At 67.8% G+C, this 25,147-nt stretch carries 26 protein-coding genes and 4 tRNA genes; 16 read left to right on the forward strand and 14 right to left on the reverse strand.

Annotated elements, in window-relative coordinates; genetic code table 11:
- Positions 1-192 precede the first annotated feature (192 nt).
- The 5 genes from B3611_RS03665 to B3611_RS03685 form a co-directional block, all read right to left on the reverse strand.
- Complete coding sequence (locus B3611_RS03665; RefSeq protein WP_291313715.1) at positions 193-912, reverse strand: hypothetical protein; 720 nt, start codon at positions 910-912, stop codon at positions 193-195.
- The gene (locus B3611_RS03670; protein WP_291313716.1) at positions 912-1,091 is read right to left on the reverse strand and encodes a helix-turn-helix transcriptional regulator; all 180 of its coding nucleotides are present in this window, start codon (positions 1,089-1,091) and stop codon (positions 912-914) included. The genes B3611_RS03665 and B3611_RS03670 overlap by 1 nt, the downstream gene beginning before the upstream one ends.
- Before the next feature lie 73 nt (positions 1,092-1,164).
- Complete coding sequence (locus B3611_RS03675) at positions 1,165-1,395, reverse strand: helix-turn-helix domain-containing protein (protein WP_291313717.1); 231 nt, start codon at positions 1,393-1,395, stop codon at positions 1,165-1,167.
- A gap of 433 nt (positions 1,396-1,828) precedes the next feature.
- Complete coding sequence (locus tag B3611_RS03680) at positions 1,829-2,995, reverse strand: tyrosine-type recombinase/integrase (protein WP_291313718.1); 1,167 nt, start codon at positions 2,993-2,995, stop codon at positions 1,829-1,831.
- 148 nt (positions 2,996-3,143) lie between these two features.
- Positions 3,144-3,215: transfer RNA gene (locus B3611_RS03685), tRNA-Val, on the reverse strand.
- A gap of 248 nt (positions 3,216-3,463) precedes the next feature.
- Between B3611_RS03685 and B3611_RS03690 the strand changes: the two genes are divergently transcribed.
- The 6 genes from B3611_RS03690 (at position 3,464) to msrB (ending at position 6,155) form a co-directional block, all read left to right on the forward strand.
- A tRNA-Gly gene (locus B3611_RS03690) sits at positions 3,464-3,536 on the forward strand.
- A gap of 25 nt (positions 3,537-3,561) precedes the next feature.
- Positions 3,562-3,633: transfer RNA gene (locus tag B3611_RS03695), tRNA-Val, on the forward strand.
- Positions 3,634-3,668: 35 nt separating this feature from the next.
- Positions 3,669-3,744, forward strand: a tRNA-Gly gene (locus B3611_RS03700).
- A 52-nt stretch (positions 3,745-3,796) separates the two neighbouring features.
- Complete coding sequence (locus tag B3611_RS03705; RefSeq protein WP_291313719.1) at positions 3,797-4,459, forward strand: dihydrofolate reductase family protein; 663 nt, start codon at positions 3,797-3,799, stop codon at positions 4,457-4,459.
- Positions 4,460-4,489: 30 nt separating this feature from the next.
- Positions 4,490-5,788 (forward strand): glycosyltransferase family 87 protein, encoded by a 1,299-nt coding sequence (locus B3611_RS03710; protein ID WP_291313720.1) that lies wholly within the window; start codon positions 4,490-4,492, stop codon positions 5,786-5,788.
- The gene (gene msrB / locus B3611_RS03715; protein WP_291313721.1) at positions 5,733-6,155 is read left to right on the forward strand and encodes a peptide-methionine (R)-S-oxide reductase MsrB; all 423 of its coding nucleotides are present in this window, start codon (positions 5,733-5,735) and stop codon (positions 6,153-6,155) included. Before B3611_RS03710 ends, msrB begins: the two co-directional genes overlap by 56 nt.
- Before the next feature lie 3 nt (positions 6,156-6,158).
- On the opposite strand, the gene hemQ is transcribed toward msrB, so the two are convergent.
- Entirely contained in the window at positions 6,159-6,902 is a 744-nt protein-coding gene (gene hemQ / locus B3611_RS03720; protein ID WP_291313722.1) for a hydrogen peroxide-dependent heme synthase, read from the reverse strand.
- 216 nt (positions 6,903-7,118) lie between these two features.
- On the opposite strand from hemQ, the gene B3611_RS03725 reads away from it, so the two are divergent.
- Both B3611_RS03725 and B3611_RS03730 read left to right on the forward strand, forming a co-directional pair.
- A complete protein-coding gene (locus B3611_RS03725; RefSeq protein ID WP_291313723.1) occupies positions 7,119-7,757 on the forward strand; it encodes a DUF3000 domain-containing protein in 639 nt (212 codons plus the stop codon).
- 5 nt (positions 7,758-7,762) lie between these two features.
- Positions 7,763-8,950 carry an HRDC domain-containing protein gene (locus B3611_RS03730; RefSeq protein ID WP_291313724.1) on the forward strand — a complete coding sequence of 396 codons (1,188 nt, stop codon included), beginning with the start codon at positions 7,763-7,765 and terminating at the stop codon, positions 8,948-8,950.
- Positions 8,951-8,967: 17 nt separating this feature from the next.
- Here the strand turns inward: B3611_RS03730 and dxs are convergent, their stop codons facing one another.
- From dxs to dut, 4 genes are all read right to left on the reverse strand, one after another.
- Positions 8,968-10,887 (reverse strand): 1-deoxy-D-xylulose-5-phosphate synthase, encoded by a 1,920-nt coding sequence (dxs, locus tag B3611_RS03735; RefSeq protein ID WP_291313725.1) that lies wholly within the window; start codon positions 10,885-10,887, stop codon positions 8,968-8,970.
- A 132-nt stretch (positions 10,888-11,019) separates the two neighbouring features.
- Positions 11,020-12,291: a class I SAM-dependent RNA methyltransferase gene (locus tag B3611_RS03740; protein WP_291313726.1), complete on the reverse strand. Its 1,272-nt coding sequence runs from the start codon at positions 12,289-12,291 to the stop codon at positions 11,020-11,022.
- Positions 12,292-12,293: 2 nt separating this feature from the next.
- A complete protein-coding gene (locus B3611_RS03745) occupies positions 12,294-13,196 on the reverse strand; it encodes a DUF3710 domain-containing protein (RefSeq protein ID WP_291313727.1) in 903 nt (300 codons plus the stop codon).
- A gap of 141 nt (positions 13,197-13,337) precedes the next feature.
- A complete protein-coding gene (dut, locus tag B3611_RS03750) occupies positions 13,338-13,775 on the reverse strand; it encodes a dUTP diphosphatase (protein ID WP_291313809.1) in 438 nt (145 codons plus the stop codon).
- Positions 13,776-13,939: 164 nt separating this feature from the next.
- Here dut and B3611_RS03755 point away from each other — a divergent pair, with 164 nt between their 5' ends.
- On the forward strand, positions 13,940-14,494 hold the full coding sequence (locus tag B3611_RS03755; RefSeq protein ID WP_291313810.1) for a DUF3093 domain-containing protein: 555 nt from the start codon (positions 13,940-13,942) through the stop codon (positions 14,492-14,494).
- A gap of 72 nt (positions 14,495-14,566) precedes the next feature.
- Here B3611_RS03755 and B3611_RS03760 read toward each other — a convergent pair whose 3' ends face one another.
- Positions 14,567-14,860, reverse strand: a complete 294-nt coding sequence (locus B3611_RS03760) for a DUF4193 domain-containing protein (protein ID WP_291313728.1) — start codon at positions 14,858-14,860, stop codon at positions 14,567-14,569.
- Positions 14,861-15,030: 170 nt separating this feature from the next.
- The gene (locus B3611_RS03765) at positions 15,031-15,906 is read right to left on the reverse strand and encodes an inositol monophosphatase family protein (RefSeq protein WP_291313729.1); all 876 of its coding nucleotides are present in this window, start codon (positions 15,904-15,906) and stop codon (positions 15,031-15,033) included.
- 87 nt (positions 15,907-15,993) lie between these two features.
- Between B3611_RS03765 and ppgK the strand changes: the two genes are divergently transcribed.
- Positions 15,994-16,779: a polyphosphate--glucose phosphotransferase gene (ppgK, locus tag B3611_RS03770; protein ID WP_291313730.1), complete on the forward strand. Its 786-nt coding sequence runs from the start codon at positions 15,994-15,996 to the stop codon at positions 16,777-16,779.
- Positions 16,780-17,001: 222 nt separating this feature from the next.
- Positions 17,002-18,486, forward strand: a complete 1,485-nt coding sequence (locus tag B3611_RS03775; protein WP_414646292.1) for an RNA polymerase sigma factor — start codon at positions 17,002-17,004, stop codon at positions 18,484-18,486.
- Positions 18,487-18,628: 142 nt separating this feature from the next.
- Here B3611_RS03775 and B3611_RS03780 read toward each other — a convergent pair whose 3' ends face one another.
- Together B3611_RS03780 and B3611_RS03785 are read right to left on the reverse strand one after the other, a co-directional pair.
- Positions 18,629-20,296 (reverse strand): DEAD/DEAH box helicase, encoded by a 1,668-nt coding sequence (locus B3611_RS03780; RefSeq protein WP_414646293.1) that lies wholly within the window; start codon positions 20,294-20,296, stop codon positions 18,629-18,631.
- Between the two features lie 59 nt (positions 20,297-20,355).
- On the reverse strand, positions 20,356-20,610 hold the full coding sequence (locus B3611_RS03785; RefSeq protein ID WP_291313811.1) for a DUF3039 domain-containing protein: 255 nt from the start codon (positions 20,608-20,610) through the stop codon (positions 20,356-20,358).
- A 62-nt stretch (positions 20,611-20,672) separates the two neighbouring features.
- Between B3611_RS03785 and B3611_RS03790 the strand changes: the two genes are divergently transcribed.
- The 5 genes from B3611_RS03790 to B3611_RS03810 all read left to right on the forward strand — a co-directional run bounded on the left by B3611_RS03790 (position 20,673) and on the right by B3611_RS03810 (position 25,143).
- Positions 20,673-21,140, forward strand: a complete 468-nt coding sequence (locus B3611_RS03790) for a DUF3099 domain-containing protein (RefSeq protein WP_291313733.1) — start codon at positions 20,673-20,675, stop codon at positions 21,138-21,140.
- 22 nt (positions 21,141-21,162) lie between these two features.
- Positions 21,163-22,704 (forward strand): class I SAM-dependent methyltransferase, encoded by a 1,542-nt coding sequence (locus B3611_RS03795; RefSeq protein ID WP_291313734.1) that lies wholly within the window; start codon positions 21,163-21,165, stop codon positions 22,702-22,704.
- Positions 22,705-22,738: 34 nt separating this feature from the next.
- Positions 22,739-23,173 (forward strand): D-aminoacyl-tRNA deacylase, encoded by a 435-nt coding sequence (gene dtd / locus B3611_RS03800; RefSeq protein WP_291313735.1) that lies wholly within the window; start codon positions 22,739-22,741, stop codon positions 23,171-23,173.
- Positions 23,174-23,258: 85 nt separating this feature from the next.
- The gene (locus B3611_RS03805; RefSeq protein ID WP_291313736.1) at positions 23,259-24,254 is read left to right on the forward strand and encodes a sigma-70 family RNA polymerase sigma factor; all 996 of its coding nucleotides are present in this window, start codon (positions 23,259-23,261) and stop codon (positions 24,252-24,254) included.
- A gap of 196 nt (positions 24,255-24,450) precedes the next feature.
- Positions 24,451-25,143, forward strand: coding sequence for a metal-dependent transcriptional regulator (locus B3611_RS03810; RefSeq protein ID WP_291313737.1), 693 nt, complete (start codon positions 24,451-24,453; stop codon positions 25,141-25,143).
- Positions 25,144-25,147 lie beyond the last annotated feature (4 nt).

Below are 25,147 nucleotides of genomic sequence, written 5' to 3' on the forward strand. Positions count from 1 at the left end.
GGGGTGTTTCCGGCTTGAATCGTTCGATAGTTCTTAAGTACGAGCTAACACCCGTGCTGACACAAAACCCCGGCTTGGTCACCCGGGGTTTTGTGTTTTTTCGGGCCTGTGTGCCCCGTAGACGGCTTTGTAGCCGGTCTACGGGTATCGGGCCCACATTGCAGGTTTCAACCGCTTATACGGCCACGTTTTTCACCACAGATCGCGGTATTCTTTCGGCGCTGTGAATGTGAACGGGCCGACCTCGTAGACGTTGTTACTGGTTTCCACGGTCCAACCTTTCGCACAGACGGTCCTAACGGCCCCCGCTGCACCTTGCACAGCCGAGCGTCCCGTTTGGTTTATCGAAAAATGCAGCGAACCGTCCGCCTGCAAATTCCCCTTACGCACCCAGTCAGTGTTGGAGGTTCTAGCGTCACGTTCCAACGCTTCGTAGATATCCGCCGGGGGCTTTGTGTACAACGGCGGGATTACCACAACACCTACTGCGTAGCCGCGCATATCCCCTACATCGTCCACGCGCCAGCCAGCGGTCCGCAATTGCGCCACGTCTTCGAAGAACCGGGGGTTGTTCTCCGGTAGCCGCACGGCGATCTCCCGACCAGACACTTCGGCGGTTTGCCAGTGCGTCGAATGCGACGGGCCGAGCACAACCGTAAGACGTTCCCACGGTGTCAACGTGTCATCGTCTGCGATTTCAGGGACGTACGGCAACCGGTACAGCCGTCGAAGACCTTCCAGCGACATGGAACAACCGGCGGCTTTAAGTCTTAGGTGATCCCCTCGGAACACCGCCGCATCACGGGTCGCGGAATGCGGTGGCATCACAAGTACCCCGTCGGGGGTTTCGACAGCCGAATCCCACACCTCAGCGCGGTCCGGGCCCAGAATCTCAAGAATCTGATCCAGCATTACGCCACCGCCTTAGCATCGGCCCATGCCATAACCGCCGAGAGCTTGTAGCGGATTACCCGGGAGGACAAAGCCAGATACTCCGGCCCGTACCCTTCCGCTCGCCAATTTTCGAGTGTTTTAGGCTTCACGCCGAGCACCCCGGCTGCCTGCGTAGTCGTTAAAATTTGTTCAACCATGTGTTTCCTTCCTATTAGTTGTTTGACGATGATTAGCTACTGTGAAGTATATCACAGTAGGTTTACCCCCGGTTTACCCCTTTTTTGTAAGTGACCCCATTGGAATAAGTGCTTGGTCCACTTCGGATAGTTTGAGCCGGATTGCACCGGAACGCTCCCCGCCCACCCGGCGCGCGGGAATCTTCTTCTCGGTAATGAACCGCCGTACCGTTTTTGCGCTCACGCCGAGATAATCAGCACATTCTTGCAAGCTCACGTACGGCTCTGTAGGGGCAGCGGGGACGGCAAAAGCCTTGGTAGGCATAGGTAACTCCTTCGAGTTAGCCGAGTCCCACCAAGGCTATGGTTCCGCATGATTATGCCGAGGTCCGAATGTTTAGCGGATACTAAATTACCGAATCTGTACCGCTCTGTCTAGTCCCGTCTTTTTCCAGACACCATTTCAAGCGTGAGCGGGGACATGTTGGAATACTTTTCCCGGTCAAGACGGGCACCGGGTGGGAGCGTTCTCACATCGTCTTGTGTGAGTGTGACGTGTCCTTGTGCTTTGTCCGTAAACGGCATGATCCCCGTTAGGTGCCTACACACCACTACCCCGGGTTCGTCGTGGTCGTAGAACACCCATTGGCCGCGCTCTTTGATTGCCTGCACCACGCCACGTTCTGGCAGCTTCACAATGTGGCCGAGGGTGCACCCGCGCGGGCACCGATAGGTCGTGAGCGCATACTTACCCATGTTCACAAGCGAATCGCCTTCCCGGCTTCGGCCATAACCGCGCTTACCCGGTCCGGGCGCACCTGCGCATAGATCTCTAGCACGGTCGTTAAATCCGAATCGCCAATAATCGCCCCCACGGTCGACGGCTCAACGCCCTGTTCGAGCAGCGTAGTGGTGATATAGCGGCGACCTGCGTGGGGGTTTGCACGCTTGGTGATCCCGGCGCGCTCGGCCATTGCATTTACCGTTGAGCGATACGAGGTGTCCATAACCGGGGAACCGCCCTTAGTCGTAGTGAGAAGATCGTCTGGCCCAGGCTTATAGCGGTCCAGGTGCGCCAAAACGTCAGGCCAAAAAGCTTCAAACACCGGCACGGTGCGCACACCGGCGGCTGTCTTGGTGGTCCCCATGCTCACCATTTTGCCGTCGATCCGCTGCAAGTTGTCTTCCACCCGCACAGCCACCGCTGTAACCGCCCCGTCGCTGTCACGCTCTATAAGCACGTTGCGGCCTTTGAGCGCCAGCGCCTCCCCGATCCTTAAGCCGTGAAAGTAAACAAGCGCGGTTATCACCCTGTAACGCTCGCTCGCCGCCTTGTACAACGCCGTCAACTCTTCGGTTGTCAACAGATCTTTGTCGTAGGTGGGTTTTACCCGGCGTTTAGCCGCCTTCACGCCGATAGGGTTAGCAGGTAGCACCTCATCGTCTACGAGGTCTGCGAACGCTGAGCGCAGGGCTTGGTACGCCTTACGGTTCATTTCGCTGCTGTTAGGCCACCGGGTGGTGATCGCTTCCCACCATTGGCGTGCGTCCTTTGCGGTGACCAAATGCACGGGCATGTCCGCGAGATCTCCCGGCACACCTTCCCCGGTGATCCTGCGCTCTACACGGTCACGGTATTTCGCCATCGTTGACGGCTTGCATTCCCGCGCTTTTTCCGTGAGCCAGCGGTTCATGTGCACACGCACGGTTAAATCGTTCTGCGCTTGCGCGTCGGCCTCGGCTTTTTCGCGGTGCTCCGGCGGGGTCCACTCCCCGAATTCGATTAACCGGTGCTCGCTATCTAGCCAAAATTGCGCGTCGCTCTTCAGCGCGTACGTCTCCGGAGCTTTGTAAGTCACCCCTTTGTGTGTGTAGCGGGCCTGCCAGCGCCGAGATTTCAGTTGTCGCAAGTTGCCGAATGCCATGTGCCAGATCCTTTGTGCCATATTCCGTGCCAGATATGTGGCACAAACCGGGTATTTCTGTCCCGTAGTGTCCATCTGCACACTCTACTGAAAAGGGTTCTGACATGCGAAAACCCCCGCTAACCTTTCGGTTTAACGGGGGTGATTGTGGTCCTAGCTGGGTTCGAACCAGCGACCTTTCCGGTGTGAACGGAACGCTCTTCCACTGAGCCATAGGACCGGTGCTGTGATGAGACTACACCGCGCCTCCACCGCCACACCAATCGGCAGGCAGAGCCCCGTTTTCGGGCGGGCCCACCCTCCTTAACCCGCACCCCGCCGCTGCGGCGTGGCGGGATGCACCGGCCCCCTTCACCGCGGGAGGTGCCGCGCACGCCCCTGACCTAAGGATTTGGCATCGGGGCCCCGCAAGGATAAGGTTTGTTCTCGCACAAAGCGCACGGTGGCAACACCGGCGGCGAGTGCAGTGCGGATGTAGCGCAGTTGGTAGCGCATCACCTTGCCAAGGTGAGGGTCGCGAGTTCGAGTCTCGTCATCCGCTCCGGGTTCCACGGAACCGGATCAAAGCGCGTTTAGCTCAGCGGGAGAGCGCTTCCCTGACACGGAAGAGGTCACTGGTTCAATCCCAGTATCGCGCACAGAGGGTCACTCCCCTCCACAACCGAATAGCAGTGCGGATGTAGCGCAGTTGGTAGCGCATCACCTTGCCAAGGTGAGGGTCGCGAGTTCGAGTCTCGTCATCCGCTCCACGCAGAGTACAGCCCCGGGTTTCGCCGAAGTCCGGGGCTGTACCCTTTCCGCATGGATATCGCGAGCCTGATCGGGCCCACCCTCCCACCGCGGCACCCCGAGGTGCGCGCCATTATGGCTACCACCATGTTCGGGGCCTTCACGCGCGACGGCACATCGGGGCCCCTCGGCAACCGCACGGATTCCGCCCTCCTCTCCGGCCTGCGCGACTGGGCCGGCTGCATCCTCGTCGGAGCCGAAACCGTCCGCCGCGAGGGCTACGGCCGATCTCCGACCCCACTTGCCGTCCTCTCCTCGTCGCTCAACCTCGATCCCGCGTCGGACCTGTTCGGCGGCAGCGTCACCGTCCTGTGCCCGGAGCGCGCGCTTCACGACGCCTCCTTGGCAGCCCGCCGTGACGCGCTCTCAGCCGCCGGTGCCCGCCTCGTCTCCGTGGGATCAGGTTCCGCGCCGGAGATCCTGGACGCGCTACGCCGGCTTGGGCACGCCCGCATCTCCTGCGAGGGCGGCCCCGGCGTTTATTCCTCCATGCTCGCGGCGGGGCTGGTGGACGTCGTGCATGTGACGGTGGACCCGTCCATCAGCGCCACGGACGGGAGCTGGGGCCTCGAGCTCGCGGGCGTAACCCCGTTCCACCACCGCTACCGCATCGAGGCGGCAGAGGTTGACGGCGGGGCCATGCTCTTCTGCCGCTACCGCAGGGTGCGACCGTAGGCGGCCGGCCCCGACGGTACGGTTGTGGGCGTGAAACCGACCACTGTGGAATCGATCTGGACCTCCCCCATCCCCCTGCCCGCGGGCCCTGAAGCGCGCCGCCGGGTCGCGGCGGGCAATGCCGCGGCCTGGCCGCTGGCCCTCGTCGCGATCCTCCACAGGCTCGTCGTCCTGGCGTGGGCCGGTTCCGTGACGGACGACTTCACCACGGTATGGTCCGCGACGCGCCGCTTTGTCCAGCGCGTCCCCGTGTACAACGAGGTCTACCACCACGTCGACCCCCACTACCTCTACAGTCCCGGGGCGACCCTCCTGCTCTCCCCGATCGGGCTCGCGCCCAGCGTGGACGCCGCGCGGCCGTGGTTCATCCTGGTCAACGCCGCGGCCATTGTCGCCGCGGTCGCCTGGCTGACGCGGATCGCCGGGTACCGCACCAGCCACCCGGTCTTCCCGGCGGCGCTGGCGCTGGCGTTTTTCAGCGAGGCGGTGACTAACACGCTTGTCTTCTCCAACATCAACGGGGTTCTGCTTCTCGCCCTGGTGGCCTTTCTCGACTTCCTCGTCGCCGGCAGGCAGTGGCCCGCGGGGGTGGTCCTCGGCCTATGCGTGCTGGTTAAGCCGATGTTCGTCCCGCTGCTCATTCTCCCTCTGATGAGGCTCCAGTGGCGCGCCCTCGCCGCGGCGCTCGCCGTGCCTCTGGCAGTCAACGCCGTCGCCTGGCCGCTCACCCCCGGGGTGAGTGCCTACCGCTCGGAGCTGGTGCCCTACCTCGGTCAGGCACGCGACTACGCCAACTCCTCGCTGCCGGGGCTCGCCGTCTACTTCGGCATGCCGGCATGGCTCGAATCGCTGCTGTTCGCAGTGTGCGCGGCCGCTGTCGCGGTGGCGGTGGTGGGCCTGGCGCGTTTCCGGTGGACGGACGGGTGGCTCTGGGCGTCGTTAAGCGCGGGCGTGCTCTCCGCCGGCGTGTGCCTGTTGTCCTCGCTCGGTCAGGCGTACTACTCGATGATGCTCTTCCCCGCGATTTTCACGGCGCTCTACCGGACCAGCCCGCTGTACCTGCCCACCACATGGCTGGGAATTATTCTCTGCCTCGCTCCGTTGACCTGGACAAGCCCCCATCTCCCCGATGGGGGTGCCTGGCTGGGGACGTTCCTGCCCACGGCCGGCTGGGCGATCTTCATCGTCTCCGTCGCGGCGTGGGCGGCCACCGTCGCCGCCGCCGGCCGGGGGGAACGCACACAGAACCGACACACGGAAGAGGTCAAGCACGATGAGCAGCGAGAACTACCACGACTGGACCGAGGAGCAGTGGCGCGCGAAGCTTAGCCCCGAGGAGTACCACGTGCTGCGCGATGCCGGGACCGAGCGTCCCGGCATCGGCGAGTACACAGACACCACAACCGAGGGCATCTACCGCTGCCGCGCATGCGGGGCGGAACTGTTCCGCTCCACCGAGAAGTTCTCCTCCCACTGCGGGTGGCCGTCCTTCTTCACCCCGCTGGCGGGCGACGCGGTGATCGAGCGGGAGGACCGCTCGCTGGGAATGGTGCGCACCGAGGTGCTCTGCGCAAACTGCCACTCCCACCTCGGCCACGTCTTCGCCGGCGAGGGTTACGGAACCCCCACCGACCTGCGTTACTGCATCAACTCCATCTCGATGACGCTGGAGGAGAAGCCGGTGCAGGGGCACTAACCCCTAAGGGAGGATGGCGATGATTTCACCGATGTCCGCGACCCGGCGGCCCGTCTGGAAGGGGACCTCCTCGCGCACGTGCAGGCGCGCCTCGGTGTAGCGCATCTTGTGCATCAGATCCTCGATGCGGGCGAGGTCTGCCGCCTCGAAGGCGAGCATCCACTCGTAGTCGCCCAGGGCAAAGGAAGCAACGGTGTTGGCGCGCACGTCGGGGTGACCCACCGCCGCGCGGCCGTGCTCGGCGAGGATGCGTCGGCGCTTCTCGGGCTCGAGGATGTACCAGTCGTAGGAGCGTACGAACGGGTAGACGGTGATCCAGTCCTGCGGCTCTTCGCCCATGATGAAGGCGGGCAGGTGGGCCTTGTTGAACTCCGCGGGGCGGTGCAGCCCGTTTCCGATCCACCCGAGCTCGACGAGCTGGCCAAGCGTGGTCTCGCGGCGAAAGTCCGCCAGCGCCTTCTGCAGCTGCTCGAATTTCTCGGCGTGCCACCAGATCATGAAGTCCGACTCACGGCGCGTGCCCGTCACGTCGTAGATGCCGCGGACGGTGACCTCGCCGGCGGAGTCGAGGGAGGTGAAGAAGGCCTTCGCCTCGGTGATAATGTTGTCCCGCTCGGAGCCCAGCGCCCCCGGGATGGCGCGGAACGTCACCCACTGGGTGTAGCGCTGGATCTTGTTCAGGGCCTCGTAGTCGGGGCCGGCAGCCTCCGCGGCGGTCTCCCCCGCCGCGTGCGCGTGCTCTGTCATGGGTGCGATCCTTTCCCGCCCCTGTGGGGCGCACGAAACTCGTATCAAACTAAAGTCGTAGACGAGTGTACCTTCCCCAGGCCCCGGATGGTTCTCCCGTGCCCCGAGTGGTTCGGCCCGGCACCGGCCGACCGTCTCCGCGCAGCGGGTACCCCACACCCGCGCACCGGCGCGCCTTACCCGGGGGCCGGGGGAGCGTGGGATACCTTGAACGGCGTGACGAACTCCGACACCTCCCCCCACAGCCCCGGCAACGCGTCCGCCGCCGGGACCGCCGGCTCGGGCCCGGCCACGCCGGCGGAATTCACCTCCGCCGCGGAGTCCATGCACGCCGCCAAGCTGCGCCCCGAAATCACGCTTGGTGAGATCCGTCCCCCGCAGCGCCCCGCGCCGTTCAGCCACGCCGTCGGCCTCGAGGTCGACCGCTCCCGCCCCGGCGCCACGGTGCCGACGGATTCCGAGGGGGATGCCTTCGGCCGCCTCATCCTCCTACACTCCCCCGACGCCGAGGAGGCGTGGGAAGGTTCCATGCGCCTCGTCGCCTACATCCAGGCGGACATGGACGACGCGGTCGCCTCCGACCCGCTCCTTCCCGATGTCGCATGGCAGTGGCTCAACGAATCCCTCGCCGAGACGGGTGCCGGCTTCACCAACCTGGGCGGCACCGTGACCTCCACCGCCTCGGTGCGCTTCGGAGAGATCGGCGGCCCGCCGCGCGCCTACCAGCTCGAGATGCGCGCCTCCTGGACCGCGGAGGGCATTGACCTCTCCGGCCACGTCGAAGCCTTCGCCAAGGTCCTCGCCCATGTTGCGGGCCTGCCGCCGGAGGACGTCGCCCAGCTGCGGCCGCGCTAGCACCCGTGCCCGGCACCCCCCGGTTCGAGCTCGTCGACACGCCGGACGCTTTTCGACGCACCGCCGACGCCCTTTCCCGCGGGTGCGGCCCCTTCGCACTGGACACCGAGCGCGCCTCCACGTTCCGCTACGACGACCGCGCCTTCCTGGTCCAGGTGCACCGGCGCGGAGCGGGGACCTTCCTCATCGCCCCGGAGGGCCACCGTGACGCCGTGCGCGAGACCCTCGCCCCCGTCATCGGAGGCGGGGACTGGATCCTCCACGCCGCGGGAGAGGATCTCCCGAGCATGGCGGAGCTGGGGCTCCACCCGGGCCGCCTCTTCGACACGGAACTTGCGGCACGCCTCGGTGGTTTCCCCCGCTCCAACCTCGCGGCGATGGTGGAGCACTTCACCGGTGTCGTCCTGGAGAAGGGCCACGGCCGGGAGGACTGGTCGGTGACTCCCCTGCCTGCGGACTGGCAGGTCTACGCGGCCCAGGACGTGATTCACCTCAACGACCTCGCCGAGGCGCTGGCCGAGCACCTCGACGCCCACGGCAAACTCGGGATGGCGGAGCAGGAGTTCAGCCATCTCGCCGCCATCAACCGCGGTGGGGCGCAGGTGCCGGGGCGGACGTGGCGGGATGTGAAGGGGGTTTCCTTTCTCGCCGACCCGGCGCAGCTGCAGGTCGCCCGCGCGCTGTGGACGGCCCGCGACGCGCGCGGCCGCGCCGCCGACATCTCGCCGCACACAATTCTGCCCAACCGCGTTCTCGTGGACCTCGCCCGTACGCAGCCGGCCACGGCGCGGGACATCGCCCTCGTCAAGGGCTTTCCCCGCCGCCGGCGCGGGGCGCCGGAACTGTGGGCGGGTGTCATCCGGGAGGCCCTGCAGGCCGAGCGGTCGACGTGGCCCGAGCGGAAGAAGGGCGGCCCCGGCGCACCCGCGAAGCAGTGGTGGGAGCGTAACCACCCCGACTCCTGGTCCTCTCTCCTGGCGGCGCGCACCGCGGTGGCGGACCGGGCCGCCGAGCTGGCGATGCCCGCCGAGACGCTCCTGCAGTCCGCCGTGCTGCGCGAGCTGGTGTGGCACGTGTTTTCCTCGGGTGGTCTGCACGACACCGACTCCGTCGCCCGGGGGCTCGCCGCCCGGGGCGCGAGACCGTGGCAGGTGGAGGAGACTGCTGCCCCCATATCGGGAGCCCTGTCCTAGGGGCCGGAAATCCCGGCTCAGTCGCGGGCCAGTGCCTCCGCCCAGGCGCGGACGCTCCCGGCGGCGCTGGCGGCGTCGAGACCGTATTCCTCCAACAGCTCCGCGCGGCTGCCGTGGGGCGGGAAGATGTCCGGGAAGGCCAGGCTGCGCACCGGCGTGTCCACCTCGGCCGCCGAGAGCGCCTCGGCCAGTGCGGAGCCGATTCCACCGCGCACCACGCCGTCCTCGTAGACGACCACCATGTCCGCGCCCGCGGCCATGTCAATCAGCTCCGGGTTGACGGGGATGACCCACCGCGGGTCCACCACGGTGGTGCGAATGCCCCCGTCCTTCACCTGCGCGGCCAGGCTCACGGCCTGCTCGGCGAAGCTGCCCACGGCCACGACGAGCACGTCGAGCTCGTTGTCCGACGCCACACCCTCCGGCCGGGCGAGCACGTCCACACCGCCGGGGAGCCGCTCGATGGCGTCGATGTCGGCGCCGACGTTGCCCTTGGGGAAGCGCACGACCGTGGGACCGGTCTCGTCGGAGATGGCCTCGCGGAATTCCTCGCGCAGGCGCGCGGGGTCGCGCGGCGCGGCCACGCGGATGCCGGGGACGATGGAGGTGATGGCCAGGTCCCACACGCCGTTGTGGCTTGCACCGTCGGAACCGGTGACCCCGGACCGGTCGAGGACTATTGTCACGGGCTGGTTGAGGAGGCCGACATCCATGAGCAGCTGGTCGAAGCCGCGGTTGAGGAAGGTGGAGTAGATCGCCACCACGGGGTGCAGCCCGCCGAGGGCCATCCCCGCCGCGGAGGTGATGGCGTGCTGCTCGGCGATCCCGACGTCGAAGAAGCGCTCCGGGAACTTGTCGCCGAAGGGCGTTAGCCCCGTGGGGCCCGCCATGGCCGCGGTGACGGCGACGATATCGTCGCGCTCGTGCGCTGCGCGGAGGAGCTCCTCGGAGAACACGGAGGTCCACCCCGGGACCGCGGCGGTGAGTGCCTCCCCGGTGACGGGGTCGATGGCACCGGTGGAGTGCATCTGGTCGGCGATGTTGTTCACCGCCGGGGCGAAGCCGTGCCCCTTCTCCGTGACCACGTGGATGATCACGGGGCCCTGGTACTTGTGGGCGTAACTCAGCGCGTTGGTCAGGGCCTTCAGGTCGTGCCCCTCGACGGGGCCGACGTACTTCATGCCGAGCTCCGGGAACATTTCCGTGGGCAGCACCTGGTACTTCACACCCTCCTTGAGCGCGTGCAGCGCGTCGAAGGCGCGCTCACCCACCCAACCCATGGATTTCAGGGTCTTCTTCCCGGACTCCATGACCTCGTCGTAACCGGGCTGGATGCGGATCGCCGCGAGCTGGCTGCGCAGGTGGGTGAGGTTGTTGGCGAAGCCCCCGATGGTCGGCGAGTATGACCGCCCGTTGTCGTTGACCACGATGACCACGTTGCGGTCCCCGCCGGCGATGTTGTTCAGCGCCTCCCAGCACATGCCGCCGGTGAGTGCTCCGTCGCCCACGACGGCGACTACGTTCTTGTGGCCGAGCCCCGCCAGGCGCTTTGCCTTCGACAGGCCGTCGGCGTAGGACAGGGCCGCGGAAGCGTGGGAGGATTCCGTCCAGTCATGCTCGGACTCGGCGCGGCTGGTGTACCCGGACAACCCGTCCTTCTTGCGCAGTGTGTCGAAGAGCCCGGCGCGGCCGGTGAGAATCTTGTGCACGTAGGACTGGTGCGAGGTGTCGAAGATGATCGGCTCCCCGGGCGAGTCGAACACGTAGTGCAGCGCGATGGTCAGCTCGACCACACCCAGGTTCGGGCCGAGGTGTCCGCCGGTGGCGGACACCTTCTCGATGAGAAGCACCCGGATCTCGTCCGCCAGTTCCCTGAGCTCGGCCAGGGAGAGCGCCTTCAGATCCGCCGGCGACTCGATCGTGTCTAGCAATCCCACAGTAGTTCCGCACTCCTTTTGGCGATTGTTGGCTCGGGCGTTTGCGTCGGTCGGCCCGGGACGCAGCCCTGCACCTAATCCGGCCAGTTTACACTGCCGGGCCGCCGGGAAAGACTCGGCGACAGTGCCGGTTCAGTAGCTGTCACGGCCCGTCGCGGCCGCTCCGGCGGGCGCGAGAAGGGCCACGGTTTCAAAGTGGTGGGTGCCGGGGAAGGCGTCGATAAGCTCCATGCGCGTGACGCGGTATCCCCTTTCCCCCCACGTACCGAGGTCGCGCGCGAAGGTGGCCGGGTCGCACCCCACGTGGATAACGCGCTCCGGTGCGGCGGCCGCGACGGCGTTCACGACCTCCTCACCGGCCCCGGAACGCGGCGGGTCGAGCACGACGAGGCCCGGGGCGGCGAGATCGCCCACACCGGATTCCACCTTGCGGTTGTGACGCCCGACGTCGAGGCCGGCCAGGGCTTCCTGTGGGGTGTTCGCCGCAGGAGAGTAATCCACGGTATCGACGTGGCCGCCTCCGATGGCGGCATCGATGGAGGGCACGAACACCCCCACGCCGCCGTAGAGGTCCCAGCCCACCCTGCGCGCGTAGGTGGCGCTGCCCCACTTCTCGACGATCCGCGCGTACGCCGCGGGGGCCTCGACGTGGGCCTGCCAGAACGCGGTGGCCGGGAAGGTGAAGGTGCGGCCGCCCACGTCCTGGGTGACGGTGCCGGTGCCCTCCACGACCGTGTCGATGCTCTCCACGCGCCGACCGCGCTGCGCCCGCGTCGTCTCCACGACGTGGCGCTCCCCCCGACTGTCCAGCACCGCGACCACCTCAGCACCGGGGGTGAAGGAACGCGCCCCCTCCCCGACGATGCCGTCCAGGAGTCCCTCCGCCGCCTGGGCACAGGCCACCCCGGTGACCAGCTCGTTGGAACGCGACATGCGGGTCCCGGCTCGGCCGTGGGTGTCGACACCGAGGCGAACGCGGGTGCGCCACCCGGCCGTGGGCTGGAGCTGGCACCCGGCCAGCTCGAGGTTCGGGTCGAAACCGTCGAGCACGCCGGAGCGGCCCGCAAGGGCACCGAGCTGGCCCAGGATGACTTCGTGCTTCAGGCCGAGCTGGGCGGAGGGCTCCACGTGGCTGAAGTCGCAGCACCCCGCACCCCGCGCTGCCGCGGGGCACGCGGGCTCCACGCGCAGGGGCGAGGGCTCCGCCACCTCCACCAACCTGGCCCGGGCCCAGCGCTTCTTCGCCCTGGTGATCTCGGCGCGGACCCTCTCACCGGGCAGCGAGCCGCCGACGAAGACGACCCGGCCGTCCGGGGCGAAACCGATGCCCTCACCGCCGTGGGCCATCCTCGTGATGTCGAGCTCGATTACCTGTCCGCGGTTCATCGCGGCGTTCTCAGTCATGACTACTTTTCTTCGGGGGTTTGATCCATGAGGTTTTCCAGCGCCGCGCCGAGAGCGTCGGGGCTGCCCGCGGCGGGCGGCTGCTGCTGAGCCTGCTGGGCCTGCTGGGTCTGCTGGGCCTGCTGTGCTTCCTGAGCCCGCTGCTGGACCGCCTGCTGCACCTGGGCCGCCAGCTGGTCCGGCAGCACGACGGGGAGCGAGTTTCCGGCGAGGATCGGATCGGAGCCGCGGTAGATGAAGCTGCGCGCGACCATCTCGCGTCCGAGAGCGGCGAGCTCGTCCTCCATGCCCGTCGGGGCAGCGAGAGTGAGGCGGTAGAGCCACCGCGGGCCCTCCACCCCGATGATGCGGATCACTCCGTTTTCACCGGTGCCCACGACCTCCCGACCCCACGGACCCGTCTCGAAGGTCACGGGCATCCCCTCGGAGCGCATCCCCTCCGCAATCTCCTCGGTTGATTTTTCCCAGATGCCGCCGGTACGGGGGGAAGCGAAAGCGACCGGGGTGGCGCGGCCGTGGCGGGTGACGATGTGAACCATCTTCGGCCCCGCCTCGGACATCTCCACCTGCACCTGGGATTCCTTCGGCAGCGGAATGCGCATCGAGCTCAGGTTGAGGATGACCTGGGAGAAGTCGCTGAAATCGAACTCCTCGATGTCCACGGAGTCACCGTCGAACGGGCCGGTGCTGCCATTGACCGCGTCGTGCTCCACCGCAACGGGTCCCTCGGCAGGGGTTGTTTCCGTCCCGCCCGTGGTTTCCGCCACCGCGGCGGGCCCGGTGACGGCGTCCCCCGCCGTCACTTCGGCGTCGGCATCCGCACGGCGGGCCGGTTGATCGGCCGGCTCCGCGGGGGCTGCCGCGCCGGAGTTGTCCTTGTTCTTTCCGAACGGCCACATGGCCATGGCGAATCACCTTTCCTCGACCCCGCGCGCCCCCACGTTCACAGTGGGACGGTCGCGCGGCGGGGACATCACTGTCTGTTTTTGTCCCCACCGACTGTAACCGCCTCCAACGCAGCACGCGGAGCCGCAGCGTTATCTCGCTCAGTGCGTGCCGGTCGAGCCGTACCCCCCGGCCCCGCGCTCCGTTTCATCCAGCTCGTCGACCTCGACGAAGTCGACCAGCTCGACCTTCTGCACCACCAGCTGCGCGATGCGCATGCCCCGGGTGATGGCGATCGGGGTCTCACGATCGGTGTTGAGAAGGCAGACCTTGAGCTCACCGCGGTACTGGGCATCGATGGTCCCGGGCGTGTTCACGATGCTCAAGCCATGCTTTGCCGCCAGACCGGAGCGCGGGTGGATCAGGCCCACGGTCCCCATCGGCAGGGCGACGGCAATCCCGGTAGCCACCAGCGCACGCTGCCCCGGCGCGAGCTCGATGTCCTCGGTGGAGTACAGATCAACCCCCGCATCCCCGGCGTGCGCGCGCCTGGGCAGCGGAAGACCCGGGTCGAGGCGCTTCAACGGCACGGGGGTCATCCCGGCGGAGGGGCCCGGGGAAGCGGACGGGGATTCGGGGTGTTCGTGGCTAGTCACGCGGACAAGGTTACGGCACCTGCCCGGTCCGGCCCACCGGGTGCCCCGGCGCCGATCCCGCCGTGATGCTCCCCTTCCCGCACCCCTGAACTAAAGTTGGATCGGTGATGGATAACGCTGCGAGGAAGGGCGGAGACGTGGACGAGACCGGCGCACACCCGGACCCGTCGGGGGCTGGAAACCCCGGGACGACTCCCACGGTTCTCTACCGCGAGCGCCAGTGGGCCCCGTGGTACATGTGGCTCGCCGGTGCGGGCCTGGTGCTCCTGCTGTCGGGTCAGTTCGCCCTCAACCGGAACGTCTGGTGGTTCGTCATCCCGCTGATCGTCATCGGAGCGCTCGTGGGGTGGTACCTGATGTGGCTGTCGCGAACAGAGGTCCGCGTCGAGCAGGACGCGGACGGCTCCCGTTGGCTTCTCGTGGACGAAGCGAACCTCCCCGCCACCGTTGTCTCCCGCTCCATGGCCGTCCCGGCCTCCGCGCGGCGCAACGCGCTCGGCCGCCAGCTCGACCCCGCGGCGTTCCTCGTCTCCCACGGCTGGGTCAAGGAGCACGTCCTGCTCGTCCTCGACGACCCGGAGGACCCGACCCCCTACTGGCTCATCGCCTCAAAAAACCCGCACGAACTTCTCGACGCCTTCCTGCCCGGCCACCACGGCTAGCGCGGCACCGCCGGGGCCGGCACGAAAAAACGGAGGGTGCGCATTCACCCTCCGTTTCGCCGTTCCCCGCCGCTATTCGCAGTCCAGGCAGACCATGCTGCCGTCCGGCTCGGTGTAGGCGAGACGGTTCTTCTTCTGCACGAGGAAGCAGGATGCGCAGGTGAATTCGTCCTCCTGGCGGGGGACGACGGTGACGTTGAGCTCCTCACCGGAAAGGTCGGGGGCGGGAATTTCGAAGGAGTCGACGATCTCGCCGTCGTCATCCATGCTGCTGCCGGCAACCTCGGCGGCCTTCAGGCCCTCGAGCGAGTCGGTCTCGATCTCGTCATCCATGCGGCGACGCGGCGCGTCGTAATCGGTAGCCATCCTGACTCTCCTTCGAGCAAAGCTCTGTTGCTTGTGCACCGCTTTCGCAACCTGCGGAAACCGGCCGTGGTTGTACGCTTTTCAGCGGAATAGTAAAGGATCGGGCCCTGCCTGTCATCTTTCCAGGTCAAGCGTTGCTTTACCCCGCCGCGGCGTGGGCCGGGGCGGCCTCACCGGGCCAGCGGGGAGAGCGCCCCGGCGACCCCCAGCAGCTCCGAAAACGTAGCCGCGACGCCCGGCGCGCCAGCCGTGACAATCTCCCCCTCCTCCCCCTTCGACTCGACGCCCGGGTGGTGCACGACAACCCCCGCCTCCGCGGCGATGATCGCGCCGGCCGCCCAGTCCCACGGGTGTGTGCCGTGCTCGTAGTACGCGTCGACCCTCCCCTCGGCAACTGCGCAGAGATCCAGTGCGGCGGAACCCATCCGCCGGATGTCCCTCACCTCCGGCAGCACGCCGGCCAGAATCTCCGCCTGGCGCGCCCGCCACGCCGAGGAGTACGAGAACCCCGTCGCCACCAGGGCGCGCGCCGTCTCCGTCTCCGCCGAGGCCTGCAGCGGGGTCACCCGCCCGCCCCGAAAAACCGTGGCCCCCTCTCCGAGGGCGGCGGAGTACAGCTCACCCGTCGCCACGTTCTGCACGGCGCCGGCCACCACAACCCCCTCCACCGCCGCGGCAACGGAGATGGCGTAGGCGGGCAGGCCGTAGAGGAAGTTGACCGTGCCGTCGATCGGATCGACGATCCACTGCACCCCGGTGAGGGACGGCTTGTCCGCCCCCTCCTCCCCGAGGATGCCGTCGCGGGGCCGCAGCTCACCAAGCCGCGCGACGATGAGTTGCTCGGCGGCCCGGTCGACAGCCGTGACAGGGTCGACCTCGCTGGACTTGGTCTCCCGCGGGATCCCCTCCCCGCCGGCGACGTAGGCGGCCCGCTGCCGCGCCACGAGGCGGGCAGCCTCGGAGACGATGGAGGTGCACAGGTCCCTCAGCTCGCCCGGGCTCGGGAGGGGACGTGCGCGGGTACCGGTGCCGGTGTCATTGATCATGCCCACCATGGTGCCCCGCCCGGCCGGTGCCCGCACGCCGCGGCGCTCACCCGGCCGGTGTCCGGCCCCTTTTGTATGCTTGCGTCCATGACTCAGGCCACCCCCTCCCCCGCAGCTTCCTCCACCGACACCGCCTTCGGCATCGACGTGGGAGGATCCGGCATAAAGGGGGCCGTGGTGGACCTTGCCACGGGAGAGTTCATAGGCGAGCGGCTGAAGGTCCCGACCCCGCAGCCCGCCACCCCGGACGCAATCGCCGAAGCGGTGGCGCAGATGCTGCGCGACGCCGGCTGGGAGGGTCCCGTCGGAATCACCCTCCCCTCCGTGATCCGCGACCAGGTGGCCATGACCGCGGCCAACATCGATCCCTCGTGGGTGGGCACGAACGTCCACGAGCTGTTCGCCCGCCACCTCGGGGAGCGCTACATCGCTGTGCTCAACGACGCAGACGCCGCCGGCCTCGCCGAGGTCGCGCACGGGGAGGACACCGCGCGGGAGGGGGCGATCATCTTCCTCACCTTCGGCACCGGCATCGGCTCCGCGTTCTTTACCGACGGCGAGCTGTTCCCCAACACCGAGCTGGGCCACATGATCGTCGACGGCGAGGAGGCCGAGCACATCGCCTCCTCCGCCGTGAAGGACCGCGAGGGGCTGAAGTACCCCGAATGGGCGCAGCGGGTCCAGAAGGTCCTGCGGGAATACGAGCGCCTCTTCAACCCCTCCGCCTTCATCGTCGGCGGGGGGATCTCGCGCAAGGCGGAGAAGTGGATTCCGCTTCTCGACGTCTCCACGCCCGTCGTCCCCGCCCATCTGCGCAACCGGGCGGGCATCGTCGGCGCAGCGATGGCGGCGGTGAAGCACGTGGCGCCGTAGGGACGTCGATAAGCGGGCCCGCGCCGTTATCGGGTACGGTGGTGCGTCGAACTCGGACAGGCCTCGCGGCACCGCTGTTCCACCGAAGGCGCGGACCCGCCCGGAATAGCCCTTTTGCCGCGGCCGTTATACATGTCGGTCATGAAAAAGCAACCCTCTTTACGTACTCTGGGTTGTCTAAGAATGCGGAACGTTAAGTACCGTCAAGGCGAAAGGGCGTACGTGGCAACCAGCGAAACCTCCGGAAAGAACACCGTCGACAGCTCGGCGACCGCCGAGGCCGGCGGTGTCGCACCCGAGTCCGCGGCGGCTGAAGCGACCTCTGAAACGGGGGGTGGCGCGGCCAGGCCCGCCAGGAAGACGGCAAAGAAAACCGCCAAGAAGGCGGCGAAGAAGACGGTCAAGAAGACAGCCAAAAAGGCCGTGAGGAAGTCCGCCAAAAAGACGGTGAAGAAGACCGCCGCGAAGAAGGCGACCGCCCCCGCCGATGCCGCCGCCGAGGTGGACACCGAGCTCCCACTCGCGGATTCCGCCGGGGACGATGACCTGGCCACCCTCATCCCCGACGACGTGGACGAGGTCAACGAGGACTTCGACGACGCCCTCGCCGACGACGAGGAGATCGGCGACGAAGCCATCGAGGACGAGACCATCACCGACGTCGAGGATGATGAGGAAGACGAGGAGGAGGCCGACGACGGCTCCTCCGTCTGGGACATTGAGGAATCCGCGGCGCTGCGCCAGGCCCGCAAGGATGCCCAGCTCACCGCTTCCGCAGACTCCGTGCGCGCGTACCTCAAGCAGATCGGCAAGGTCGCGCTTCTCGACGCCGAGCAGGAGGTCTCCCTGGCCAAGCGCATCGAGGCCGGCCTGTATGCGCAGCACCGCCTCGACGAGATGGAGCGCGCCGCCGCAGAGGGTGACAAGGACGCCAAGCTCACCCCCGCCGTCAAACGTGACCTGCGCGCCGTCGCCCGCGACGGCCGCAAGGCGAAGAACCACCTGCTCGAGGCCAACCTGCGACTCGTGGTCTCCCTGGCCAAGCGCTACACCGGCCGCGGCATGGCGTTCCTGGACCTCATCCAGGAGGGCAACCTGGGCCTGATCCGGGCCGTGGAAAAGTTCGACTACTCCAAGGGCTACAAGTTCTCCACCTACGCCACCTGGTGGATCCGCCAGGCCATCACCCGCGCCATGGCGGACCAGGCCCGCACCATCCGCATCCCGGTGCACATGGTGGAGGTGATCAACAAGCTCGGGCGCATCCAGCGCGAGCTGCTGCAGGATCTCGGCCGCGAGCCAACCCCGCAGGAGCTGGCCAAGGAGATGGACATCACCGAGGAGAAGGTCCTCGAGATCCAGCAGTACGCCCGCGAGCCCATCTCCCTCGACCAGACCATCGGCGACGAGGGTGACAGCCAGCTCGGGGACTTCATCGAGGACTCCGAAGCAGTCGTGGCCGTCGACGCAGTTTCCTTCACCCTGTTGCAGGATCAGCTGCAGGACGTGCTGCACACGCTCTCCGAGCGCGAGGCCGGTGTCGTGCGCCTGCGCTTCGGCCTGACCGACGGCATGCCGCGCACCCTGGACGAGATCGGCCAGGTCTACGGGGTCACCCGCGAGCGCATCCGCCAGATTGAGTCGAAGACGATGTCCAAGCTGCGCCACCCCTCGCGCTCCCAGGTGCTGCGCGACTACCTGGATTAGGCTCCTGGCCCCGGGGCCGCGAAGGGGCAACTATCGCGCCAGAACGACCGGCGGGGCCGGAAACCGGTGTTCCGGCCCTTTCGCGCATGCCGGGGTGGTGGCCGTCTGATCGGGGCCCGAAGATTACCGGCACCCCACCCGTCTACCAGTCCCGCAGGTACGCGATCCGGTCCCGCAGCTGCTCGGCGTTGCACAACGCCGTGGGCGGGCCGCCGCACGCCTTGCGCACCTCGGTGTGGATGGCGCCGTGCGGGCGGCCGGATTTGCCTGCCACGATCGACACCCGGGCGTTGAGCTCCCGGCGCAGGTCGGCGATTTCGTCGACGGCAACCTTGCCGCCCGCGGAGCCGGAGGCGCCCGCGCCCCGCGCGGCCGCGGCCTCCCGCTCCGCCTCCTGGCGCGCCCGAAGTGCCGCGTCGCGAGCATCGAGCTGCTCGCTCTGCCTCTTGCGCAGCAGCAGCTTCACCTGCTCGGCGTCCAGCAGCCCGGGCAGGCCGAGGAAGTCCTGCTCCTCCGCCGAACCGGCCACGGTGGCGGTGCCGTAGGTGGAACCGTCGAAGATGAGGGAGTCGAGCTCGGCGGAGGCGCCAATGGACTCGTAGGGGGAGATCTCGTCGGGCTCGTTCTGCGTCCGGGCCGCCTGCTCGAGCAGCTCATCCGACCAGCCGGACTCGCGGTGGGGTTTGCCCAGCACGTGGTCGCGCGAGACCTCCATCTCCTCCGCCAGTCGGAGCAGCACCGGAACCGACGGGAGGAACACCGAGGCGGACTCGCCCGGTCGGCGCGAGCGCACGAAGCGCCCGATGGCCTGCGCAAAGAACAGCGGGGTGGACGCGGAGGTGGCGTAGACCCCCACGGCCAGGCGCGGGACATCGACGCCCTCGGAGACCATGCGCACGGCAACCATCCACTCGCTCGTCGACGCCGAGAACTCGTCGATCCGGTCGGACGCCCCCTCCTCGTCCGAGAGCACCACCGTCACCGGGGTGGAGCTGAGCTTGGCCAGGATGCGCGCATAGGCGCGGGCGGTCGTCTTGTCGGTCGCGATGACCAGCCCGCCGGCGTCGGGCATGTGCGCGCGGATCTTGAGCAGCCTGGTGTGCGCCGCCTGCAGCACCGCCGCAATCCAGTCGCCCTTCGGGTCCAGCGCGGTCTTCCACGCCCGGGCCGTCTGCTCGGCGTTGAGGGGTTCACCGAGGCGGGCCGTGTACTCCTCCCCCGCGGAGTCCTTCCACTGCGCCTGGCCCGAATAGGCCAGGAAGACGACGGGGCGGACGACGCCGTCGGCAAGCGCGTGCGAGTAGCCGTAGGTGTAGTCGGACCGGCTGACCCGGTGGCCCTCCCCGTCCTCCTCGTAGCGCACGAAGGGAATCGCGGAATCGTCGGAACGGAACGGCGTGCCGGTCAGGGCGAGCCGGTGCTGGACGTCGTCGTAGGCCTCGCGCACGCCGTCGCCCCAGCTCTTCGAGTCACCGGCGTGGTGGATCTCGTCGAGGATGACGAGCGTGCGCCGCGCCGACGCCACGGCGCGGTGCTTGAACGGGTGCATACCCACCTGGGCGTAGGTGACCACGATGCCGTCGAAGGCCGGGTTCACCGCGGAGGCGTTGGTGAACGTCGGGTCGAGCGAGAGCCCGAAGCGCTTCGCCGCCCCCGACCACTGGTGCTTCAGGTGCTCCGTGGGCACGACGACGATGATGCGCTGCACGCTGCGGTCCGCCACGAGCGCGCTGGCGAGGGTGAGGGCGAAGGTGGTCTTGCCGGCGCCCGGGGTTGCCACGGCGAGGAAGTCGCGCGGCTTGGTGGCCATAAACGAATCAAAGGCCTCCTGCTGCCATTTTCGCAGCGAAGGCCCGGTGGAGGGCTGGGTCACTTACGACGCAGCCCCTTGTAGATCCGCTCGCAGTCGGGGCACACCGGCGAACCCGGCTTGGCCTGCTTCTTCACGGGGAATGTCTCCCCGCACAGGGCGACGACCATCTTCCCGGAGACGGCGGAGTCGACGATCTGGTCCTTCTTCACGTAGTGGAAAAACTTGGGGGTTCCGTCGTCGGTGGTTGACGAGGTGTCCTCCCTCAAATCGGGGCGCTCAAGGGTTTTCGTCGTCGTATTCACGCCCCCTATATTGCCCCAATCCAGGCGAGAAATTAAGCCGGGGTTTTGCGCAGGCGCTACGCTCGGTGGACATGAGCACAGCGCACAACCCGGGCCCGCGCCCGGACGGCGACGCCACCACGGTCGACGTCGACGCAGACGCCGTGCCGCACAAGAGACGCCTCGGACGACGCTCCACGAAGGCCCTCATCACGGACGCCCGCCGCAGCCCGGAGCAGAACATCCGCAGCCGGGAGCGCACCTACATGGTGCTGCAGATGCTGCGCTTCCCCTTCATCCTCCTGTCCATCTTCTCCGCCTGGTACCTTTCCAACTGGTGGCTGGCCAGCATCCTCTTCGTCATCTCGGTGCCGCTGCCGTGGATCGCGGTGATGATCGGCAACGGTCAGGGCGAGAAGCGCGACGTGCGCTCGCGCAACGTCTACAAGCCAGCCGCCGCCCGGGAGCAGCAGCGCCTGGAGACGGCGCGCCGCCGCGAGATCGGTTCGGGCGGGCCAGCCGCTGGCAACATGCCCACCATCATCGACCACGACGAATAACCCCACCCCGAAGGAGCTGTGCGTGAACGAGGCGCCGACCCTGCCCGCCACCGCCGCCGCCCTGAGCCGCGCGCTCGCCGAGGCGCACTTCACCAACGAGGGCATCGCCGCCCACCTCGGCCCGGATACCACCGAGGCGCTCTACCGGGGTGAGCCCGGTGTTGTCCACGCCGCGTGCGACGACGGGTCGCGGCTCTCCGGTCTGATCCGCTTCTTACTCCTGCGCGAGCCCATGAGCGTCGAGACGATCGCCGAGCTCCTCTCCCCCCGCCTGGCTCTTTCGCTACTCGACGCCTCCGTCGCCGCCGAGCTCCCCTCCGGCGAGGTCCGGGTCGCCCTCGACGTGCGCCCCCACGTCCTCGCCGGGGAGAACCGGATCATCCTCTCCGACCTCGACGCCTCCACCACCGCCCACGTGCCGGGCCCCGACCACGTCCTCGGTGTCGGAGCCGCATCGCTGTCGCTGCTCTCGGCCTCGCCGTGCTCGCCCGTGGAAACGGTTCTGGACCTGGGAACGGGATCCGGGGTGCAGGCCATCGCGCAGTCTGGTTTCGCGGCGCGGGTCGTGGGCACCGACGTGCACCGCCGGGCGCTGGACCTGGCGGAGGCGAACCTGGCCGCCAACGGCATCGGCAACGTCGAGCTGCGGGAGGGAGCGTGGTTCGACCCGGTCAAGGGTGAACGCTTCGACCGGATCGTGGCCAACCCGCCCTTCGTCGTCGGGCTGCCCGAGGTGGGCCACGTCTACCGCGACTCGGGTTTGTCGCTCGACGGCGCCACGGAGCTCGTCGTCGGGGACTCTCCCGCCCACCTCGCTCCGGGCGGCACCGCGCACATCCTCGGCGCGTGGGTGCACAAGGCGGACGAGGCGTGGCAGCACAGGGTGGCCTCCTGGCTTCCCCCGACGGGTGTGTCCGCCTGGGTCCTGCAGCGCGATGTTGTCGACCCCGGCATGTACGTCTCCACCTGGCTCCGCGACGAATCCATCGACCCCCGCTCGCGGGAGGGCATCGAGCGCACGGTGCGCTGGCTGCGCCACTTCCGCGACGAGGGAGTGCGCGCCATCGGCTTCGGCTGGGTTTTCCTCCGCGACATCGGCGACGCCCCCAGCGAAATCACCGCCGAGGAACTCTCCCACCCCTTCACCGACCCCCTCGCACCCGAGGTCGCGGAGTATTTCGAGCGCGTCGCGTGGCTTCGCGACGCCTCCACCGACGACATTCTCGGCTCCCGCTTCCTGCTCCGCCCCGGCGTCGCCCTGGAGGAGGTCAGCGTCGCCGACACGGACGCCGGCATGGGGTTCTCACCCCGGGTCACGCGCCTGAGCCGCACTGACGGGCCACGGTTCAGCCACGAGATCGATGCCGGCCTCCGCTCCATCGTCGCCGGACTGCACCCGCAGGGGCTCGCACTGGGTGACATCGTGGACCTGTGGGCCGCCTCCACGGGCGGTGAAACCGGGGGCGGCGACGCCGATTTGGCCGCGTCGGCGGCATCCGCCGTGGTCGACCTCGTCCGGCACGGCATCGTCGTCCCCGCCGACATCGCCGAGGTCGTCGCGTAGCGGGGCCCGCACCCGAAAGGAAGGACCACCCACCATGAAGGCAGTTCTCACACGCGTCTCGAATGCCTCCGTCACCGTCGACGGGGAGGTCGTCGGCTCGATCGACTGCGCAGCGACCGGTGGTGTCCTCGCCCTCGTCGGCGTCGCGCGCGGGGATGCGGAGGCGGACTGGCGCACCGTCGCGCGAAAGATCGCCGAGCTGCGCATCCTCGACGGGGAGCGCTCCGTGGAGGAGGCCGGGGCGCCGGTTCTGCTGGTCAGCCAGTTCACCCTCATGGGGCGCACCGCGAAAGGGCGCAGGCCGTCGTGGTCGGACGCCGCCCCGGGGGAGGTGGCGGAGCCTGTCATCGAAGCGATCGCCGGGGAGCTTCGAGGCCGCGGGATCCGTGTCGAGCAGGGCCGCTTCGGCGCGATGATGAAGGTGGCAAGCGTCAACGAGGGCCCCTTCACCGTCATCGTGGAGACGTAGGGCTCCACGGCACCGAACCGGGAACAAAACGGCGGGCCCGGGCGTTGGCTCCATAGACACCCACCGTTTTAGGAGGCACGCTTACATGACGCAACCGGATCATGCCCCAGCAGTCGAGACCGAGGAGCCGGTCGACCGCGGTAGTCGCCGAAACCAGACGAACGACAACCCCTCCGCCGACCTCGTTCGCGTGTACCTGAACGGAATTGGCAAGACCGCGCTGCTGGACGCCGAGGAAGAGGTGGAGCTCGCGCAGCAGATCGAGGTGGGCCTGTACGCTCAGCACCTGCTCGATGACACCGAGGTCACACTGACGCGCGCGCAGAAGCGGGATTACAAAATCCTCGCGAAGCAGGGCCGCAAGGCGCGCGCCCACCTCCTGGAGGCGAACCTGCGCCTGGTCGTGTCCCTGGCCAAGCGCTACACCGGCCGCGGCATGCCGCTCCTCGACCTCATCCAGGAGGGCAACCTCGGCCTGATCCGCGCCATGGAGAAGTTCGACTACTCCAAGGGATTCAAGTTCTCCACCTATGCGACCTGGTGGATTCGTCAGGCCATCACCCGCGGGATGGCCGACCAGTCGCGCACGATCCGCCTCCCCGTCCACCTGGTGGAGCAGGTGAACAAGCTCTCCCGCATCCGCCGCGAGATGTACCAGTCCCTCGGCCGCGAACCCACCAACGAGGAGCTCTCGGAGGAGTCCGGCATCGACGAGTCCAAGATCGAGATGCTTCTGCGCCAGTCGCGTGACCCCGTCAGCCTGGACATGCCCGTCGGCGCCGATGAGGAGGCCCCGCTGGGTGACTTCATCGAGGACGCCGAGGCCACCGACGCCGAGGATGCCGTCGTGTCCACCCTGCGCCACGACGACATCCAGGACATCATCAACGGGCTCGAGGAGCGCGAGCAGGACGTCATCCGCCTGCGCTACGGGCTTGACGACGGCGTGCCCCGCACCCTGGATCAGATCGGCCGCCAGTTCGGCCTGTCCCGCGAGCGGGTGCGCCAGATCGAGCGGGAGGTCATGGCCAAGCTGCGCGTGGGCGACCGCGCGGAGCGCCTGCGCGACTACGCCCTGTAGCCCGGGGCTCGTCGCGGGCGCGGCCCGGCTCGGCCGCCAACTGGTGGGCTGAAAGCACCGCCATCGTGGTTTGACTAAACTATGATGAGCTGTGCTTTTTCTTTTTTAGGCGGGAATGTGAGCCTACCTGGGCCCATGCGCCGCACTGTGGTGGCTGGGCACCGGGAATTGCGTTGTTAGGTAAGGATGGAAAAACGTGCGCGACCTTGTAGACACCACCGAAATGTATCTCCGCACCGTGTACGAGCTTGAGGAGGAGGGGATCATCCCCCTCCGCGCGCGCATCGCCGAGCGTCTCGACCAGTCGGGCCCGACCGTCTCGCAGACCGTCGCCCGCATGGAGCGCGCCGGCCTCATGGTCGTGGAGGACGACCGCTCCCTCTCCCTTACCGAGAGCGGACGGGAGCGGGCCACCGCCGTCATGCGCAAGCACCGGCTCGCCGAGCGACTCCTCACCGACGTCCTCCAGCTCGACCTCGAGCAGGTCCACGAGGAGGCGTGCCGCTGGGAGCACGTCATGAGCGAGGAGGTGGAGAAGCGGGTGGTCGCCGTCCTGGACTCGCCCTACCGCTCACCCTTCGGCAACCCCATTCCCGCCCTTTCCGAGCTGGGCATCGATGCCCCGGACGGGCTCGAGCTGGGTGAGCGCGCCTGTGACCTCTCCCTGCGTACGCCCGCGCGCGTCAGCATCGTGCAGATGAGCGAGATCCTCCAGCTCGATCACGGACAGTTTGCCGCCCTGAACAAGGCCGGCATCGGCGTGGGCTCCGTCGTGACCATCGACGGGGCACCCGAAGAGGGTGGCATCTCCCTCACCACCGAGGATGGCACGCGCGTCCTGTTGCGCGAGGACCTCACCCACGCGCTGCGCGTGTCGGCCGCCTCGTAGGACC

The sequence above is a fragment of the Corynebacterium sp. UBA2622 genome (genome assembly GCF_002339505.1).
GTDB lineage: Bacteria > Actinomycetota > Actinomycetes > Mycobacteriales > Mycobacteriaceae > Corynebacterium.

Coding starts and splice junctions, on each gene's coding strand:
- B3611_RS03740 (WP_291313726.1), bottom strand. CDS start 12,291: ATGACTGAGAACGCCGCGATGAACCGCGGACAGGTAATCGAGCTCGAC.
- B3611_RS03665 (WP_291313715.1), bottom strand. CDS start 912: ATGCTGGATCAGATTCTTGAGATTCTGGGCCCGGACCGCGCTGAGGTG.
- B3611_RS03755 (WP_291313810.1), top strand. CDS start 13,940: ATGGATAACGCTGCGAGGAAGGGCGGAGACGTGGACGAGACCGGCGCA.
- B3611_RS03765 (WP_291313729.1), bottom strand. CDS start 15,906: ATGATCAATGACACCGGCACCGGTACCCGCGCACGTCCCCTCCCGAGC.
- B3611_RS03805 (WP_291313736.1), top strand. CDS start 23,259: ATGACGCAACCGGATCATGCCCCAGCAGTCGAGACCGAGGAGCCGGTC.
- dut (WP_291313809.1), bottom strand. CDS start 13,775: ATGACCCCCGTGCCGTTGAAGCGCCTCGACCCGGGTCTTCCGCTGCCC.
- B3611_RS03675 (WP_291313717.1), bottom strand. CDS start 1,395: ATGCCTACCAAGGCTTTTGCCGTCCCCGCTGCCCCTACAGAGCCGTAC.
- ppgK (WP_291313730.1), top strand. CDS start 15,994: ATGACTCAGGCCACCCCCTCCCCCGCAGCTTCCTCCACCGACACCGCC.
- B3611_RS03670 (WP_291313716.1), bottom strand. CDS start 1,091: ATGGTTGAACAAATTTTAACGACTACGCAGGCAGCCGGGGTGCTCGGC.
- dtd (WP_291313735.1), top strand. CDS start 22,739: ATGAAGGCAGTTCTCACACGCGTCTCGAATGCCTCCGTCACCGTCGAC.
- B3611_RS03760 (WP_291313728.1), bottom strand. CDS start 14,860: ATGGCTACCGATTACGACGCGCCGCGTCGCCGCATGGATGACGAGATC.
- B3611_RS03745 (WP_291313727.1), bottom strand. CDS start 13,196: ATGGCCATGTGGCCGTTCGGAAAGAACAAGGACAACTCCGGCGCGGCA.
- B3611_RS03680 (WP_291313718.1), bottom strand. CDS start 2,995: ATGGCATTCGGCAACTTGCGACAACTGAAATCTCGGCGCTGGCAGGCC.
- B3611_RS03780 (WP_414646293.1), bottom strand. CDS start 20,296: ATGGCCACCAAGCCGCGCGACTTCCTCGCCGTGGCAACCCCGGGCGCC.
- msrB (WP_291313721.1), top strand. CDS start 5,733: ATGAGCAGCGAGAACTACCACGACTGGACCGAGGAGCAGTGGCGCGCG.
- hemQ (WP_291313722.1), bottom strand. CDS start 6,902: ATGACAGAGCACGCGCACGCGGCGGGGGAGACCGCCGCGGAGGCTGCC.
- B3611_RS03790 (WP_291313733.1), top strand. CDS start 20,673: ATGAGCACAGCGCACAACCCGGGCCCGCGCCCGGACGGCGACGCCACC.
- B3611_RS03705 (WP_291313719.1), top strand. CDS start 3,797: ATGGATATCGCGAGCCTGATCGGGCCCACCCTCCCACCGCGGCACCCC.